Annotated in this window: 16 protein-coding genes; 4 read left to right on the forward strand and 12 right to left on the reverse strand. The window is 41.4% G+C overall.

Annotated elements, in window-relative coordinates:
- Position 1: 1 nt before the first annotated feature.
- The 9 genes from PXH68_RS05170 to aroA all read right to left on the reverse strand — a co-directional run bounded on the left by PXH68_RS05170 (position 2) and on the right by aroA (position 8,883).
- Entirely contained in the window at positions 2-640 is a 639-nt protein-coding gene (locus tag PXH68_RS05170) for a hypothetical protein (RefSeq protein WP_248028134.1), read from the reverse strand.
- A gap of 64 nt (positions 641-704) precedes the next feature.
- Complete coding sequence (locus PXH68_RS05175; RefSeq protein ID WP_248028133.1) at positions 705-1,481, reverse strand: nucleotidyltransferase domain-containing protein; 777 nt, start codon at positions 1,479-1,481, stop codon at positions 705-707.
- 724 nt (positions 1,482-2,205) lie between these two features.
- Entirely contained in the window at positions 2,206-2,736 is a 531-nt protein-coding gene (locus PXH68_RS05180) for an HNH endonuclease (RefSeq protein WP_248028132.1), read from the reverse strand.
- Positions 2,737-2,756: 20 nt separating this feature from the next.
- Positions 2,757-3,248 carry a hypothetical protein gene (locus tag PXH68_RS05185; RefSeq protein ID WP_248028131.1) on the reverse strand — a complete coding sequence of 164 codons (492 nt, stop codon included), beginning with the start codon at positions 3,246-3,248 and terminating at the stop codon, positions 2,757-2,759.
- Positions 3,249-3,457: 209 nt separating this feature from the next.
- A complete protein-coding gene (gene rlmD, locus PXH68_RS05190; protein WP_248028130.1) occupies positions 3,458-4,816 on the reverse strand; it encodes a 23S rRNA (uracil(1939)-C(5))-methyltransferase RlmD in 1,359 nt (452 codons plus the stop codon).
- Between the two features lie 85 nt (positions 4,817-4,901).
- Positions 4,902-6,269 (reverse strand): LCP family protein, encoded by a 1,368-nt coding sequence (locus tag PXH68_RS05195; RefSeq protein ID WP_248028129.1) that lies wholly within the window; start codon positions 6,267-6,269, stop codon positions 4,902-4,904.
- A gap of 15 nt (positions 6,270-6,284) precedes the next feature.
- Positions 6,285-7,112 carry a prephenate dehydratase gene (gene pheA, locus PXH68_RS05200; protein WP_248028128.1) on the reverse strand — a complete coding sequence of 276 codons (828 nt, stop codon included), beginning with the start codon at positions 7,110-7,112 and terminating at the stop codon, positions 6,285-6,287.
- Positions 7,103-7,594 (reverse strand): shikimate kinase, encoded by a 492-nt coding sequence (locus tag PXH68_RS05205; RefSeq protein WP_248028127.1) that lies wholly within the window; start codon positions 7,592-7,594, stop codon positions 7,103-7,105. The genes pheA and PXH68_RS05205 overlap by 10 nt, the downstream gene beginning before the upstream one ends.
- An 8-nt stretch (positions 7,595-7,602) precedes the next feature.
- Positions 7,603-8,883: a 3-phosphoshikimate 1-carboxyvinyltransferase gene (aroA, locus tag PXH68_RS05210; RefSeq protein ID WP_248028126.1), complete on the reverse strand. Its 1,281-nt coding sequence runs from the start codon at positions 8,881-8,883 to the stop codon at positions 7,603-7,605.
- 261 nt (positions 8,884-9,144) lie between these two features.
- Here aroA and PXH68_RS05215 point away from each other — a divergent pair, with 261 nt between their 5' ends.
- From PXH68_RS05215 to aroB, 4 genes are read left to right on the forward strand one after another with little or no spacing between them, the layout of a single operon-like run.
- Positions 9,145-10,167 (forward strand): 3-deoxy-7-phosphoheptulonate synthase, encoded by a 1,023-nt coding sequence (locus PXH68_RS05215; RefSeq protein WP_248028174.1) that lies wholly within the window; start codon positions 9,145-9,147, stop codon positions 10,165-10,167.
- Positions 10,168-10,176: 9 nt separating this feature from the next.
- Positions 10,177-11,202 (forward strand): 3-deoxy-7-phosphoheptulonate synthase, encoded by a 1,026-nt coding sequence (locus PXH68_RS05220; RefSeq protein WP_248028125.1) that lies wholly within the window; start codon positions 10,177-10,179, stop codon positions 11,200-11,202.
- 42 nt (positions 11,203-11,244) lie between these two features.
- On the forward strand, positions 11,245-12,114 hold the full coding sequence (locus tag PXH68_RS05225) for a shikimate dehydrogenase (RefSeq protein WP_248028124.1): 870 nt from the start codon (positions 11,245-11,247) through the stop codon (positions 12,112-12,114).
- 12 nt (positions 12,115-12,126) lie between these two features.
- A complete protein-coding gene (gene aroB / locus PXH68_RS05230; protein WP_248028122.1) occupies positions 12,127-13,194 on the forward strand; it encodes a 3-dehydroquinate synthase in 1,068 nt (355 codons plus the stop codon).
- 144 nt (positions 13,195-13,338) lie between these two features.
- Here the strand turns inward: aroB and PXH68_RS05235 are convergent, their stop codons facing one another.
- The 3 genes from PXH68_RS05235 to PXH68_RS05245 are packed head-to-tail and all read right to left on the reverse strand — an operon-like array spanning position 13,339 to position 16,067.
- Positions 13,339-14,139: an ABC transporter ATP-binding protein gene (locus PXH68_RS05235; RefSeq protein ID WP_158455197.1), complete on the reverse strand. Its 801-nt coding sequence runs from the start codon at positions 14,137-14,139 to the stop codon at positions 13,339-13,341.
- A 9-nt stretch (positions 14,140-14,148) separates the two neighbouring features.
- Complete coding sequence (locus tag PXH68_RS05240) at positions 14,149-15,042, reverse strand: ABC transporter permease (RefSeq protein ID WP_205031623.1); 894 nt, start codon at positions 15,040-15,042, stop codon at positions 14,149-14,151.
- 50 nt (positions 15,043-15,092) lie between these two features.
- Complete coding sequence (locus tag PXH68_RS05245) at positions 15,093-16,067, reverse strand: ABC transporter substrate-binding protein (protein WP_248028120.1); 975 nt, start codon at positions 16,065-16,067, stop codon at positions 15,093-15,095.
- Between the last annotated feature and the right edge of the window lie 5 nt (positions 16,068-16,072).

Here is a 16,072-nt window from a genome sequence, read left to right on the forward strand (position 1 = left end):
GTTAATCTCCTTGAATTTTACTCTCCATAAGCTTACAATATACGATAATGGTCATGATCAGATAGAATACTTCACTTGAATAGATTCCATTCATTGAGAAAAATTCTGCTACTTGAAAATTCAATTTTTTAGCTTGTTCCTGCTTCATATTGAGAATAATTTGTTCAATAGAAAGAGCATCAATAGATAAATCAAAATTTTCAAGTTGCTTTGAATCAGATTGGAGAGCAGAATTGTAAAGACAAAACATAACCCTGCAATAATCAATTAATTGATGGACAGAATGGAATTGTTTTTTTCCAGCTACCTTAGCTTTATCATAATACCGTCTAGCTCGTGGTATGAGCGGGGGATCCATGACCTTCTTATTCCCTTTTGGTGCTTTGGCAATTTTATTAGAAACCAATTTATCTAAGAAAATGCTGTAATAAACCAAGTGTTTTTGAAAAGGTATCTTGGTCTTCAATTCCAATTTTTCTAAATAATCATACAATTTTTCAGAAAAAATCAACTTATCAATCTGATTGTTTTCTAAAAAGTTAAACTGTAAATACTCACCAATTAGTAATTTTTTAACATTCTGAAACTCTTTGGTACTGAAATCCATTATCGTGTTGTTTATAAAGTCTTTAAAATTCATTCATTCTACCTTTTTTCACAAAATTTATACATTCTACTCATCATATTTTTATATAAAAATTGCCCTAACTCTCCATCCCTAATTCATCCAAAAAGAAGCGATTCAGTGGTAAGATATCCTGTCTCTCATCCTGAACAGTTTGGATATAGACTTCAATTTCTCGAATGCTTTCTTCCACATAGTTTTGAATCGGAAGTAAGGGGGAAATGAGTGTTTCTTCTGGATGGTTGATTTTCAAATCCAGCAATGCTGCGACATGGGGTTTCATTTCCTCTGGAAGCAAATCCTGAACAAGGTCATCAAACAAAATAGGGGGAATGGTATGATACTTCTCAATCCAACGACAGGCCAAAATAGGGCGCAAAGCATAAAAATATTTTTTAGGTTTGACCTGTTCACCAAGTAAGTATTTTTGCATCTGGCCTTTTGCAGTGTTGAGATAATGATGGAGCATCTTTTTCTCAGAAAAATAGGTCTGAGCATACTGGCGAATTCGCTCAATAAAATCTGTCTGATGATAGACAATCGGCGACTGCAACCATTCAAATAAGGTTGGGTTTGACTTAAACAAGAGTTTCAAGGTTTTGTCTAGATCCAACCCACTCACATCCCAGGTTTCATCAATCGGCAATTCAATCACATCTCGGCCTTTATCCAAAGCTAGATAAAAACCTGGCTTATGTTTGTAGATAAAACGAACATCGAAGTCACTGTCTGGTGATTCAAAACCCCAAGCACGACTACCTGATTCGATTGCCCACAAGACCTCGACATCAAATTCCTTCTCAATCTCCCGCAATTTTTGGGGGACTAAACGATTCATCTCTTCTTGACTGTGCATACTAATCTCCTCTTTCTCTTTATTATATCATCTATCTCTCCCAGACAGCAAAAAAACTACAACTTTATGGTTGTAGTTAAAGGTTTCCTCGTTAGAAATTTATTATTTTTTCACTTAAAAATTTTAAATCAAAAAAACATTACCGTTTATCAAGGTTTATTGATAGCTCATCCAATTTCCTTATTATATAAATATTTGATATTATTACGCGTCAGTGATTTAATTAAATAAATAGGCTCAGATATAATTTCAGATTCTATAAACGAGGACCTCTCAGCCTTATCAGAGAAGCCAAAAGGGACACACATTGGAGAATTAGGTACCTCTTTCATCAGCTCCCTACTTCCTGAACAATTCCTCATGGAATATGATTACCAATTTATGTACCTTCTTTCAAAAATGGTAAATCTGATGAAATTGAAAGCACGTACTGGTACAGAACTCATTGCCCATACGGTCCTAGAAGAACTATGCCTCTATCTTATTATGAAAGAATCAACAATTATTATGTAGAGTATTGCGAAACAGTTATCCGAAGAAGAACTAGATGAATTTATCTACCCCAATACCTGAGCGTTCGACCTTTTTGATGATATGGATGTCTACACCTTTCTCTATTCCGATTTCTATCTTGATGCACAAAATTCCTATCATTTCAGTCATTGGTTGGACAAGCAATTTTATACAAGTTGATATTGATACATTAAAAAAAACTCAAGTCTTCTTATTGCCCTGAGTTATTTTTAGTGATGTCCTTATAAATTATTCTAAGGATGCCTGCAACTGTTGCTATATTGAGATGAGGTTCCCCAAAGTGACGAATACTGCCTTTCATTTTTTCACTCATTAGAGATTTGACCTGCTCTACTTCTGTCACTCCAAATTCCTGTAACTGTTCAAAGAAGTCGTTACCATATATCTTTTTGTATTCCTTAAAACCTTGTACAATCCAAAAAGTATCGTACAAGGATGTTTGATAAGCTTTAAGCCAATCCCACATAATCTCTGGGTCTACAACATTTGGATTCTCTAGGTGACATCTTTTACATAACAAGACCAAATTCGAAGACCTATCTTCTCCCCCACTTGCATGTGGAATAATATGACATCGTTCTAGCCTAGTCTTATGTGCACATCGCCAGCATCTCTCGTGTGCTTCCGACCAATCAACACTTAAATCACCTTCATAGACTTTATTTGTCCAATAATCTACTATTTCTGTGATTGTCGTCTTTATCGTTGACCTTTTACTCAACCCCATACTCCTCAAGACGTTCACTCTAAGGCATCTTTGACCGATACCTCTACAAAATGTGCTTTATTCATGTTATCAACAACATAAAAATAAACCGTTTCTTTTTTTCGCTGACCAATTAAGTTATGGATTGTTTGTTTCATCACACTATCTTCAATTTCTAGGTAAACACTTTCTCCTGGTCGTAAGGTACTAGAATAATGGGTAGGCAAATTTTTTTCATTGTATGTCCAGTCCAAGACACCATCAAAATCAACTTGTCGACTAAATTTTATTCTTTTATGCATCGATAGCCCCTCTTCAAGAAGAGTTGTTGGAACCTGTCCAATGTTTAGAATTTCAAAAATATAAGTCGGCTCCTCACTATCAATATCATAGTTGCAACAATCGTAAATATACAGTACTGGTCTCTCTGTTCTTCGAGCTAACCATAATGAAATAATCACGGCCCCCACTGTTCCGATAGCTGATAGCATCTCCCATAAATTGCCTAAATCGATGTTAAACTTCATTAACTCCCTCTATGAAAAATGTTTGTTACTTTCGTGATTTTATATAGCTTTGCTATTATTACAGGATATATTCTATAGTAGTTGACTCGTTGGATAGCATAACTCCCAAATACGTAATACTACCTCAACGTACTACGTATTTGGGAGTTCCAAGGTCCTGTGGAACTTGGAAGCAGCTTGACAAAAAATGAGAGAGCAAGTTCGACAATCTAGTTGCGTTTTTCCAATAAACCAACTACTTCGATATGATGCGTATTTGGAAATAAATCAGTTGGCTGTACCTTGGTCAGTTTGTAGCCCAATTCTTCATAGAGCTTGATATCACGCGCCATGGTGGCTACGTTGCAGGAGATATAGACTAGCTTGTCTGGCTGGACAGAGGCACTTGCCTTGATGAAGCTGTCTGTCAGGCCTTTTCGTGGTGGGTCAACGACGATAACTGTTGGTTGAATACCTTCCTTGACCCAATTTTGCATGGCAGCTTCTGCACTATCGCAAACATAGGTTACATTGGAAATGCCATTTCGCTCGGCATTTTTCAGGGAATCAGCCACCGCTTCTGGAATGACCTCTACGCCGTAGACATGCTTGACTTGCTTGGCAAAGGAGAGGCCAATAGTGCCGATTCCAGAGTAGGCATCGATGACAATATCCTCAGAATCGACCGCTGCAAAGTCAATGGCCACTTGGTAAAGATGCTCTGCCATTTCCGTATTGACCTGATAGAAAGATGGGGCAGAGATCTCAAATTCATTGCCCAACATGGTATCGACAATGGTTTCAGAGCCATGCAAAAGACGAAATTCCTGGCCAAGAATCGCATTAGTGTTCTGATCATTGATGTTTTGGATAATGGACACCAGATTTGGAAAGGCGGTTGTCAAGCGTTCCACCAAGGTTTCTACACGGAAAATCTTTGGACGTGTCGTCACCAAAACAAGCATGAGCTGACCAGAATAATGCCCACGGCGGACGATGATATTGCGAATCAGGCCTGTCTGCTCTTTTTCATCATAGGGCTTGAGATCCAGTTTACGTAGCTGATCACGGGTAAATGCGATGACCTGATCAATCTCTGGATGCTGGATGTAAAAGTCTTCAATAGGAATCAAATCATGAGAATTCTTTCTGAAAAAACCTGTTTCTAGCTGTCCATTGACACGACGGACAGGAACGGCAGCCTTATTACGATAGGCAAAGGGACTATCCATACCAATCGTATCTGCAACAGTTATATCTGTCAGACCTGCAATTTTACGCAGGCTAGTTTCCACCTGCTTCTTCTTGAAAGCCAACTGGGCAGGATAGTTCAAATGCCCCAAATCAGCAATCCCCGTTCTTAGATAGGTTAAATCCAAGTCCTGATTGCGGTCAGCTGAGATACTCAACCATTCTTCCACCTTACCAAAACCGATATTCTTTTTGAGCTTGAGGATTTTCATCTTGATACGCTCACCTGGTAGGGCATTGTCCACGAAAAAGACAAAGCCGTCTAACTTGGCAACCCCTTGGCCCTCGTGAGTCAAGTCAATAATATCTACTTCAACAATTTGATTTTTTTCTAACATAGTTCTACTTTCTAAATGAGGTCACGAAAAAAGTGACCGAAGTCACTTTCTAGTATATCATATTTACGGCCAAAGAGCCTCTCTACTACCGTAAACCAAGTGCTGCAAGCTTTTCTTGGTATTTATAGAAATCAATTTTCAAACCCAGTCCACCATAAACATCATACTCATCTATCCAATCCCCATATTCTGGAATTGTGGTTTGCTCAATCCCATTAGCACCATCTAAGACAGTGGCAATTCCATCTGTAAAGACAAAACTACCCGGGATATTGGTAGATGTGAGAGCATAGACTTTACCGATTGCCTCAGCACCTGTAAAGAGTTTGCTTGGATTTTTAACCTGTGACAAAATGGCTGCCATAACCTGTTGTTGGCGTCGTGTTCGACCAAAGTCATTCTCATCATCTTTACGGAATCGAGCATAGTTGAGCAGGGTACGGCCATCCATTTGCTGTACACCTTCTTGAATGGTCTGACTTGGCACAACACCATTTTCCATATTGAGATCATCAGGGACATCAACCTCTGTGACATCGTAGCCATTTACGGTTCCAAACTGTGCGTCAATAGTGACTCCATTTGGAAAAAGTGTATCGATAGCTGTCGCAAAGGTTGAAAAGTCAATCATGGCATAATATTTAATATCAATATCAAAATTCTCTTTTAAGACCTGACGAACATTTTCAGCTCCTTGCTGGTTATTTTGCTCTCCAAAGGTATAGGCAACATTTAGCTTATAGTCATAGCCACCAATGTCAATCAAAGTATCCCGCATAAAGCTAACCATTTTCACCTTGTTGTCACTGTTATTGACATTCAAGACCATGATAGAGTCTGTTCGGGTAGCGTCTGATGTTTCTCCGACTCGACCATCCGTTCCTAGAATCAAAATATTGACACCATTACTGGTATTTTCACCATAAAAGACCTCACTAGTAGCTTTATTCTCAACAGAAGTATAGCCTTTCAAGGCCATAAAGCCCATGGCCAACAAGACCAAACCGATAGCCATTAAAAACCATTTAAAATAGGTTTTGAAGCCTCGCTTTTTCTTTTTAGGCTTAGCTACTGGTTCTTTTTTGACAAAGAAGGGTTTGCGCATCCGCTCTTTTTTGGGGTATGTTGGCAACTCTTCCTCACCATTTTCCTCCCAGTCAGTCACCACCTGAGCAGATTTCTTCCACTTATCCTTTCCATGGTCTTCATTCCAATCTGGGAGAAGATCCTCATCCTCTTCGACAGGTAAACTACGAGACCGAGATTTTCGTCTGGAAGGTCTCGATTCCTGAACAGGACTAGTTTGCGAACCATAGGTCTGACGCAACTCTAGTTTTTGTTGCAGATAAGCTAACTCTCGCTTTTCCTTGTCGTTTAAATAGTGGATATTTTTTTGTAAATAATCAATTCGTAATTCCTCATGATGACTGAGGATTCCCTTGTATTTGGTCATCACTTTTCCCCTGACTTATTTGATCTGATAGACCATATAGTTCCCTAAAATTTTATAAGAAATCCCCAAACTTGTCAATTCTTTTAAGGCATAGCTGAGCAATTCATCCTGCTGCTTCTCCGCGTCAATGATAAAGAAGTACTCACCAAGTGCCGTTTTGAGAGGCCGACTTTCAATCTTGGTCAGGTCAATCCCCCGCCAAGCAAAAACAGACATGGCCTTGTAAAGAGCACCTGGTAAGTTGTCCGGTAATGTCAAAGCCAAAGATACTTTTTTCTCATCCGCTGGCAATGAAAGACTTGGTTTATCTTGTCCCAGTAGCCAAAAACGTGTAAAGTTCTGGCTGATTTCCTGAATATCTTGAGCCACCACTTCCAAACCATACTCATCCGCTGCTGCATGAGGAGCAATGGCTGCGAAGGGTTGCTCGGGATGCTCCGCTACAAATCGTGCCGCGTAGGCGGTGCTGGCTGTCATCTCTAATCTTGCCTGCGGATAATGCTCCTGGACGTACTTCTTGCCTTGAGCTATGGCCTGTGGGTGCGAGTAAATAACCTCAATCGGCTTATCTGCACTGGTCGCCAAGAGTTGTTGGGCGATGGGCTGCACAACCTCCGCAACTGCATGAATTTCCGCCTGATGGAAAAGATAATCAATGGTCTCATGAACACTGCCCTCAATGGAATTTTCAACAGGAACAACTGAATACTCTACTTGCCCTGATTCAAAGGCCTTGATGACTTCCGTTATGGTTCCATAAGCTAGCAAATCAGCCTCTGGGAAGGCTTGCTGGGCAACGTGGTGAGTAAAGGACCCGCGAGGGCCTAAGTAAGCTACTTGCATAGAATTTTCCTTGCTACATGTTCTGGACTTAAATCATCCGTATCAATGACGGTATCAGCCAATCCTTGATAGAGAGACATTCGCTCTTGATAAATTGTTTCAAAGTCATCCTTACTATTTTCTAAAAAGAGGGGACGCTGGGATTGACTATCTTGGCTAATTCGCTCATAGGCAACATCAAATGATGCCGTCAATAAGACATTATTTTCCTTATTCTTTTGCAATAACTGACGATTGAACTCTGATTTGACTACACCGCCACCTGTCGACACAAGGCAGTCAGCTGACAAGGCCAACAATTCTTTCAAGACTTCCGTTTCAACTTGACGAAAGGCGGCTTCACCTTTAAATCTGAAATAATCAGCGATGGACATGCCAATTCGTTCTTCAATGATTTGGTCCATATCGTAAACAGGTAGATTTAGCAAATTTGCAGTAGTGGTTTTTCCTACTCCCATAAATCCAAGTAAAACGATTGGCATAATTTCTCCTAGTCTATCAAACTATTTAAGTGGTCAAAGAAGGCTGGATAGCTGGTATTGATCGCTTCCGCTCTTTCCAAGTCCACTTCTCCATCCTGAGTCAAAAGGGCCGCAATAGCTGTCATCATCCCGATACGGTGGTCGCCAAAGGTATTGACAGTCGCACCGTGCAAGCTAGTTTTTCCATGGATAATCATACCATCTTCGGTCGGCTCAATGTTTGCTCCCATACTATTCAGGGCATCTGCTACCACTTGAATACGGTCTGTTTCCTTAACTTTCAGCTCCTCCGCATCCCGAATGACCGTTGTGCCATTGGCTTGGGTGGCTAGGAGAGCAATAATCGGCAATTCATCAATCAAGCGTGGAATGAGGTCGCCAGCAATCTCTGTCCCTTGCAAGTCAGAAGTTTCCACTGTAATGGTCGCAGATTTTGCCAGCTCATCCACATGGGACAGGCTAATCTTGCCTCCCATTGCCTTGATAACATCTAAAATCCCAGTCCGTGTTTCATTGATACCGACATTTTCCAGAACGATCTTGGAATTTGGCACCACCAGACCAGCTACCAGCCAAAAGGCCGCACTAGAAATATCGCCCGGCACCGTAATCTCCTGGGCTGTAAATTCCTGCCCACCTCGGATACGGATTTCCTTACCATTGACATCCAACTGACCGCCAAACTGGACAATCATATCCTCCGTGTGATTACGGGTCAACTCTTTCTCGATGATGATACTCTCCCCTTCAGCCTGTAAGGCTGCAAATAGCAGAGCAGACTTGACTTGGGCTGATGCTACAGGGAGTTTGTAGTGGATTGCTTGTAAATTCTTGCTACCCTTGATGACCAGAGGTGGCAAATCACGATCTGTCTGTCCAGCGATTTCGACACCCATTTGACTAAGAGGAATGGTCACACGGTCCATTGGTCGCTTAGAAAGGGAATCATCACCAAACATAGTCGCTTCAAAGTCCTGACCAGCCAAAACACCTGAAATCAAGCGAATAGAGGTGCCTGAATTTCCCATATCTAGGTGATTTTTAGGAGCTTGCAAACCTTCAAAACCAACACCATGTACTTCAACCACATCACCTTTATCTTCTATTTTTACACCCAAATCACGAAAGGCCTGCATGGTGGACAAGACATCCTCCCCACGCAAGATATCATAGACCTTGGTAACACCTTTAGCGATGGAACCAAAGATAATAGAACGGTGACTAATCGATTTGTCTCCCGGTACTCGGATAGTTCCTTTTAATGCTTGAACATTGGTTTTTAATTTCATTTCATTGTACCTCAAAACAGTTTCAGTTCTATTCTAGCATATTTTCAAAGAGTTTTCAGATTTTTTTGACAATTTCAGATTAATTTCTAAAAAGAAAATTCCTCTAGAATCATAAAAATATATGTGAAGCTCAGATTGTATCATATCAACCTCAGAATTTCCAGAATTTACTGAAAATTTTATCAAAATGAATTTATTTTAGTTTAAAAATCTTCAGAATAATGGTAAAATTAAGGAATATACCAATGAAAGAGGACTTCTATATTGTTTACACCAATCAGCGAAAAAATTGACATCAATCAAGTACGAGAACATTCAAAACTTTCTCCAGAAACACTTGCTAAAAAACAAGCTCGTGACAGTGAACTTGAAGCCATCTTAAAAGGTGAAGATGATCGTCTTCTCCTAGTAATTGGTCCATGTTCATCAGACAATGAAGAAGCCGTCTTGGACTACGCACACCGTTTGGCAAAGCTCCAAGAAGAGGTCAAAGATAAAATTTTCATGGTCATGCGCGTCTATACTGCCAAGCCACGTACAAATGGTGACGGCTACAAGGGTCTCATGCACCAACCAGATACAGATGCTGCACCAAGCCTCATCAACGGAATCAAAGCAGTTCGTAACCTCCACTATCGTGTCATTACGGAAACAGGTTTAACTACTGCTGACGAGATGCTCTATCCTGAAAACCTGTCTTTGGTTGATGACTTGGTTTCCTACATCGCTATCGGAGCACGTTCGGTGGAAAACCAACAACACCGCTTTGTTGCATCAGGCATCGACGTTCCAACTGGCCTCAAAAACCCGACATCAGGTAACCTCAAAGTCATGTTCAATGGTCTTTTTGCCGCTCAGAAGAAACAATCATTCCTCTTCAATAATACGGAAGTTGAAACATCTGGTAACCCACTTGCTCACGTTATCCTTCGTGGCGCAGTCAATGAAAATGGCAAATATTTACCAAACTACTACTACGATAATCTGTTGGAAACCATTGACCTCTATGACCAATTTGGCTTGAAAAATCCATTCATCATCATTGATACCAATCATGACAATTCTGGGAAAAATTATTTGGAACAAATCCGTATCGTCCGTCAAACCTTAATCAACCGTGACTGGAACGAATCCATTCGTAACTACGTTCGCGGCTTCATGATTGAATCCTACATTGAAGACGGTCGCCAAGACAATCCAGATGTCTATGGAAAATCCATCACAGACCCTTGCCTTGGCTGGGAAAAAACACAAGGACTCATCCGAGAAATTTACAAGAGATAGGAAGATATTATGGGAATTCACAAACGTAGCACCAGTTTAGACATCGATAAAGTAAAGGAACTTTCCAAGTTAGAAGGAGAATTTCTGGCTGCAAAAAATCAGCGCGATGAAGAACTGAAAAGAATTATCCGAGGTGAAGATGACCGTTTGCTCTTGGTTATCGGCCCTTGCTCTTCAGATAATGAAGAGGCCGTTTTGGAATACGCACGTCGTCTCTCCAAACTTCAAGAGGAAGTCAAGGATAAAATCTTCATGGTCATGCGGGTTTACACAGCTAAGCCACGTACCAATGGGGAAGGCTATAAAGGACTGGTTCATCAGCCAGATACTTCTAAATTACCAGACCTGATAAACGGTATCGCTGCCGTTCGCAATTTGCATTACCGCGTCATTACTGAGACCGGACTCACAACTGCTGATGAAATGCTCTACTCTGCCAACTACCCTCTTGTGGAAGACTTGGTGTCCTACCATGCTATCGGAGCACGTTCGGTTGAAGACCAAGAACACAGATTTGTTGCATCAGGTGTCGATATGCCAACTGGTATGAAAAACCCAACTTCTGGTAATTTGACCGTTATGTTCAATGGTATCTACGCCGCACAAAACAAACAGAATTTTATCTACCGTGATGCCGAAGTTGATACAGACGGAAACCCGCTTGCCCATGCTATCCTTCGTGGCGCCAATACTGAGCAAGGAACCTATGAACCAAACTACTACTACGATATTCTCTTGAAAACTATCAAACAGTATGAACAATTTGGTCTTCAAAATCCATTTATCGTTATTGATACCAACCACGACAATTCTGGTAAAAACTACCTGGAACAAATCCGTATCGTCCGTCAGACCCTCATCAACCGTGATTGGAATGAACCCATTCGCAAATATGTCCGTGGTTTCATGATTGAATCCTACTTAGAAGACGGCCGTCAAGATAGCCCTGAGGTATTCGGAAAATCCATTACCGACCCTTGTTTGGGCTGGGATAAAACGGAAGCCCTTATCCGGGAAATCCACCAAACTTTATAAGCTCAACAATTAAAAGAATCAGATCAAAAATGGAGGAAACCTGTGACTATTGATGGATATACTCGTCTAGCTGCTGTTGTAGCCAAGCCAATCAAACACTCTATTTCCCCCTTTATTCATAATCTGGCTTTTCAAGATACAGGTGTAAATGGAGTATATGTTGCTTGGGAAATTCCTGAGGAAGACTTGGCTATTACGCTAGAAAATATCAAACGATACGATATGTTTGGTATCAATCTTTCTATGCCCTACAAACAAGCTGTCATCCCTTATCTCGATGGCCTGACTGACTCTGCTCGCTTGATTGGAGCTGTCAATACCGTTATTCATCAGGATGAAAAGCTAATTGGGCACAATACTGACGGCATTGGTTTTTTCAAAAGCTTGGAAAAGCTAAAAGGATTTCAAGTAGACAACAAACGCCTAACCATCCTTGGAGGTGGTGGCGCATCTACTGCTATCATAGCTCAGGCTGCACTGGACGGTGCCAAAGAGATCACCATTTTCTGCCGTCAACAAAGCTTGGAAAGAACACAGGCAAGTATTGCGCTAATTACACAAGCTACTGGAGTGCCCATGAAGGTTCTAGTCAACGATGATAGCAAGTTGATGCAAGAAGAAATTACCAAGTCAGACTTGTTGGTCAACGGTACCAGTGTCGGTATGGACGGAGTTTCTTTACCTGTCCCTGCCAGCCTACAATTCCCAGAAAAGCTCTTGGTTGCAGATGTGATCTATCAACCATTTGAAACACCTTTAATGAAGCTTGCCCAGTCACAAGGCAACCCAACTATCAATGGTTTGGGCATGCTCCTCTTTCAAGCAGCTGAAGCCTTCCAAGCCTGGACTGATAAGGAAATGCCGACTGACTTAATTTGGGACCAATTAGTCCAGAAATACGACATCAAATAGAGAGGAAATCTGATGAAACTGACCGTCAATCTTCCCAACACTCCCTACGACATCCTTATCCAAAGAGGAAGTTTAGCACAGACAGGTACATGGGTCAAAGAACTTTGGAAACCTCAGAAAATCGCCATTATTACAGATGACCACGTTGGCTCACTCTACCGTGAAACAGTCCAGTCAAGCTTAAAACAAGCTGGTTTTGAAACCATTGTCTTTGAATTTCCAGAAGGTGAAGTCTCAAAAAATCTTGATACCGTCAACCAGGCCTACGAATTTCTCGTAAAAAATGGCATGACACGCAGTGACGGAATCATTGCTCTCGGCGGGGGAGTCGTTGGCGATTTGGCAGGCTTTGTTGCGTCAACTTACATGCGTGGCATTCATTTCCTACAAATCCCGACCAGCCTAACTGCCCAAGTCGATTCTTCTATCGGGGGAAAAACTGGCGTGAACACCCCATTTGCCAAAAATATGGTGGGCACTTTCTGCCAGCCAGACGGCGTACTCATCGACCCTGATACCCTAAAAACACTCGGTAAACGAGAATTGATTGAAGGAATGGGCGAGGTTGTCAAATATGGCTTAATAGATGACGTGGAGCTCTGGGAAACCCTAGACCAACTAGATGGATCTGTCAAGAGCATTTTGGAGCATGCTGACTATATCATCTACCACTCCTGCGAAGTTAAACGCAAGGTCGTTGTCGAGGATGAATTGGACAACGGTGTCAGACTCTACCTAAATTTCGGTCACACCATTGGACATGCTATCGAAGCTACCGCTGGCTACGGCCAAGTCATGCACGGTGAAGCTGTTGCCATCGGTATGGTCCAGATTGCACGTGTAGCTGAGAAAAAAGGACTCATGCCAGCTGGTATTACTGAAAAAATTATCGCCATGTGCGAAAAATTCGGCTTGCCAACTACACACCAACCTTGGAATGTAGATGAACTGTACGCTGCCTTAACACGAGATAAAAAAGCACGAGGCAAGACCATCAAACTTGTCATCGTACCACAATTAGGCAAGGCAGCCATCCATCAAATCCCAATGGGAGAAATGCTGGAATATCTACAAGTATAGTCAAATAAATTAGCTTTCAGACAAGAACTGAAGAGCTTGCAGTACTAGAGTACGGCAAGCTGAGAGTGACGATATATCAAGGTTAATTCAAATGACGATATAAAAAAAGACTACTGATTTGAATAAATCAGTAGTCTTTTTTTTTTACAAAATCATCTCATCATCAATGAGTTTTTCACCGCTATTTTTATGGAAGAGTTCCATAAGGTCTTGAACGGTTAAGTTTTTCTTTTCTTCACCACGAACATCGACAACAATCTGACCACGGTGCAACATGACCAAACGGTTTCCATATTCAATGGCATTTTCCATGTTATGGGTAATCATAAGGGCTGTCAATTGATGACTTTCCACGATTTTCTTGGTCAATTCCATCACCATGTCACTGGTCTTTGGATCTAGCGCCGCAGTATGCTCATCTAGGAGGAGAACTTTTGGTTTCACGAGCGAAGCCATCATCAAGGTCAGTGCCTGACGCTGCCCCCCTGAAAGAAACTGCGTATCCACTTTCATACGCTCTTCCAAGCCCAAACCAAGTTCTTTCAAGGCCTCTTTGAAAATAGCACGTTCACTGTCTTTCACACCCCAGCCTAGACCACGAGATAAACCACGGCGGTAGGCAATGGCCATATTTTCTTCAATGGTCAAGCGGGAAGCCGTGCCCATCTTAGGATCTTGGAAAACTCTACTAATGTCTTTTGAGCGTTTAGCAGCTGAGACATTTTTGATGGATTTTCCTTCAAGTAAAATATCACCTGAATCAACTGTCAAAGCACCTGCAAGTGAGTTCATAAAAGTTGATTTACCTGCACCGTTACCACCGATAATGGAGATAAAATCACCTTCTTGTACATCCAAGTTTAAACCTCGAAGAACATGGTTCTCATTAACCGTTCCTGCTTCGAAGGTTTTATGAATATTTTGAATCGATAAAATAGTTGTCATTACTTCCTCCTAAGCGTTTCCGTTCAACTTTGGACGACGAATGTTGAGCTTTTTCTGCAATTCTGGCACATAGAGAACCGTTGCCAAGAGAATGGCAGAGAAGAGTTTCACAAGGTCAGCATCCATACCTGGAATTTCCAAGATAGTCAAAATAATCAAGCGGTAAATAACAGCTCCTAGTACGACAGATGCCAAGCGTTGTCCAATTTTCAAATTGCGCAATACCACTTCTGCGATAATCACAGAAGCCAAGCCGATAACAATGGTACCTGTACCAGAGTTCAAATCTGCATAGCCATTGTTTTGTGTCAATAAGGCACCACAGAGGGCAATCAAGCCATTGGACAACATATAACCATAGATTTTCATATTATCAACATTGATGCCGTTGGCCTCACTCATCGGGATATTGTCACCTGTTGAACGAATGGCCAAACCAATTTGCGTATTGAGCAAAAGGGTCAATAAAAGGATCACCACAATAACGAAGACTGCTCCAATCAGCAAAACAGCATTTGTCTTCGTAAGGCCCAAATCTTGTAATTGTGTCACCAATGTTTCCTGTTTTAGCAAGGCTACGTTTGCCTTTCCCAAAACCTTGAGGTTAATCGAGTAGAGGCCCGTCAAGGTTACGATACCTGTTAAAAGGGCTGGAATTTTCAACTTGGTATGAAGCAAGCCCGACACTAAACCAGCTAGCATCCCCGCGACAAAGCCTAGGAAGGTCGCAAGCAAAGGGTTCAGCCCATTAACAATTCCAGTTGCACAGACAGCGGCGCCAAGCGGGTAGGCACCTTCTGCTGTCAAGTCTGCGATATCTAAAATACGGAAGGTCAGGTAAACACCGATGGCCATAATTGACCAAAGGAGACCCTGAGAAATACTTGATAAAATCAAATCCACGATTTACTCCTTTTATTGCCCCGTCATCAATTGGGGTCTTCTAGTTTTTCTTATTCTGAAACGGTAAGGTTAGATACATCAATACCGAGTTTTTCTGCCATATCAGTATTGACATGCAATTCAACAGTTTCTGGATACTGAACAGCTGTTTCTGCTGGATCAGCACCTTCGAGAATTTCGATAGCAATCTTAGCAGTCTGACGCCCAAGCGCTTCGTAGTTAGTACCGTAAGTTAGGAGACCACCTTGATCTACCATGTCTGTCGAACCACCAATAACTGGCACCTTATACTCAACAGATAATTCACCAATCATTGACATCGTTGATGCAACAGTATTGTCCGTTGGAACAAAGACAGCATCTACATCTTGCATCAAGATAGTTGCTGCGTCTTGAACTTCATTTGTCGAAGAAATGCCCTTAACAACAACTGTATAACCTGCATCTTCAAGTAATTTTTGCGCTTGCTCAACCTGTACTTCTGAATTTCGCTCACTGGTCGTATAGAGAATACCAACTGTTTTCGCATCTGGCACAGCCTGTCCCAACAATTCAACTTGTTTATCAATTGGTGCCTGGTCAGATGTACCTGTTAATAATCCACCAGGTTGTTCAATTGATTCAACCAAGTCAGCTGAAAGTGGGTCCGTTACTGCAGTAAACAGAATCGGTGTTTCCGTCGAAACAGTTGCCAAACTTTGTGCTGCAGGTGTTGCAATCGCTAGGACGATATCATTATCACCGACCAATTGCTCTGAAATGGTCTGAAGATTGGCCTGATCTCCTTGAGCATTTTGGTAGTCCAAGGTAATCTTGTCACCTTCTGTATAACCATTTGCAGCCAATTCTGCCACAAACCCTTCACGTGCTGCTGTCAAAGAATCATGCTCCATATATTGCAAAATACCAACAGCAACGGTTTCACTAGATGAACTGTTTGAAGATGTTGAGCATGCTGCTAAAGCCAAGGCGCTCAAACCGATAACTGAAATTCCTGTTAATTTTTTAACCAAATACGAATACATACATT

It is taken from the genome of Streptococcus sp. 29896 (assembly GCF_032594915.1).
Classification (GTDB): Bacteria; Bacillota; Bacilli; order Lactobacillales; family Streptococcaceae; genus Streptococcus; species Streptococcus suivaginalis.

Coding starts and splice junctions, on each gene's coding strand:
- PXH68_RS05245 (WP_248028120.1), bottom strand. CDS start 16,067: ATGTATTCGTATTTGGTTAAAAAATTAACAGGAATTTCAGTTATCGGT.
- aroA (WP_248028126.1), bottom strand. CDS start 8,883: ATGAAATTAAAAACCAATGTTCAAGCATTAAAAGGAACTATCCGAGTA.
- PXH68_RS05235 (WP_158455197.1), bottom strand. CDS start 14,139: ATGACAACTATTTTATCGATTCAAAATATTCATAAAACCTTCGAAGCA.
- PXH68_RS05170 (WP_248028134.1), bottom strand. CDS start 640: ATGAATTTTAAAGACTTTATAAACAACACGATAATGGATTTCAGTACC.
- PXH68_RS05220 (WP_248028125.1), top strand. CDS start 10,177: ATGGGAATTCACAAACGTAGCACCAGTTTAGACATCGATAAAGTAAAG.
- PXH68_RS05185 (WP_248028131.1), bottom strand. CDS start 3,248: ATGAAGTTTAACATCGATTTAGGCAATTTATGGGAGATGCTATCAGCT.
- rlmD (WP_248028130.1), bottom strand. CDS start 4,816: ATGTTAGAAAAAAATCAAATTGTTGAAGTAGATATTATTGACTTGACT.
- PXH68_RS05175 (WP_248028133.1), bottom strand. CDS start 1,481: ATGCACAGTCAAGAAGAGATGAATCGTTTAGTCCCCCAAAAATTGCGG.
- PXH68_RS05205 (WP_248028127.1), bottom strand. CDS start 7,594: ATGCCAATCGTTTTACTTGGATTTATGGGAGTAGGAAAAACCACTACT.
- PXH68_RS05195 (WP_248028129.1), bottom strand. CDS start 6,269: ATGACCAAATACAAGGGAATCCTCAGTCATCATGAGGAATTACGAATT.
- aroB (WP_248028122.1), top strand. CDS start 12,127: ATGAAACTGACCGTCAATCTTCCCAACACTCCCTACGACATCCTTATC.
- pheA (WP_248028128.1), bottom strand. CDS start 7,112: ATGCAAGTAGCTTACTTAGGCCCTCGCGGGTCCTTTACTCACCACGTT.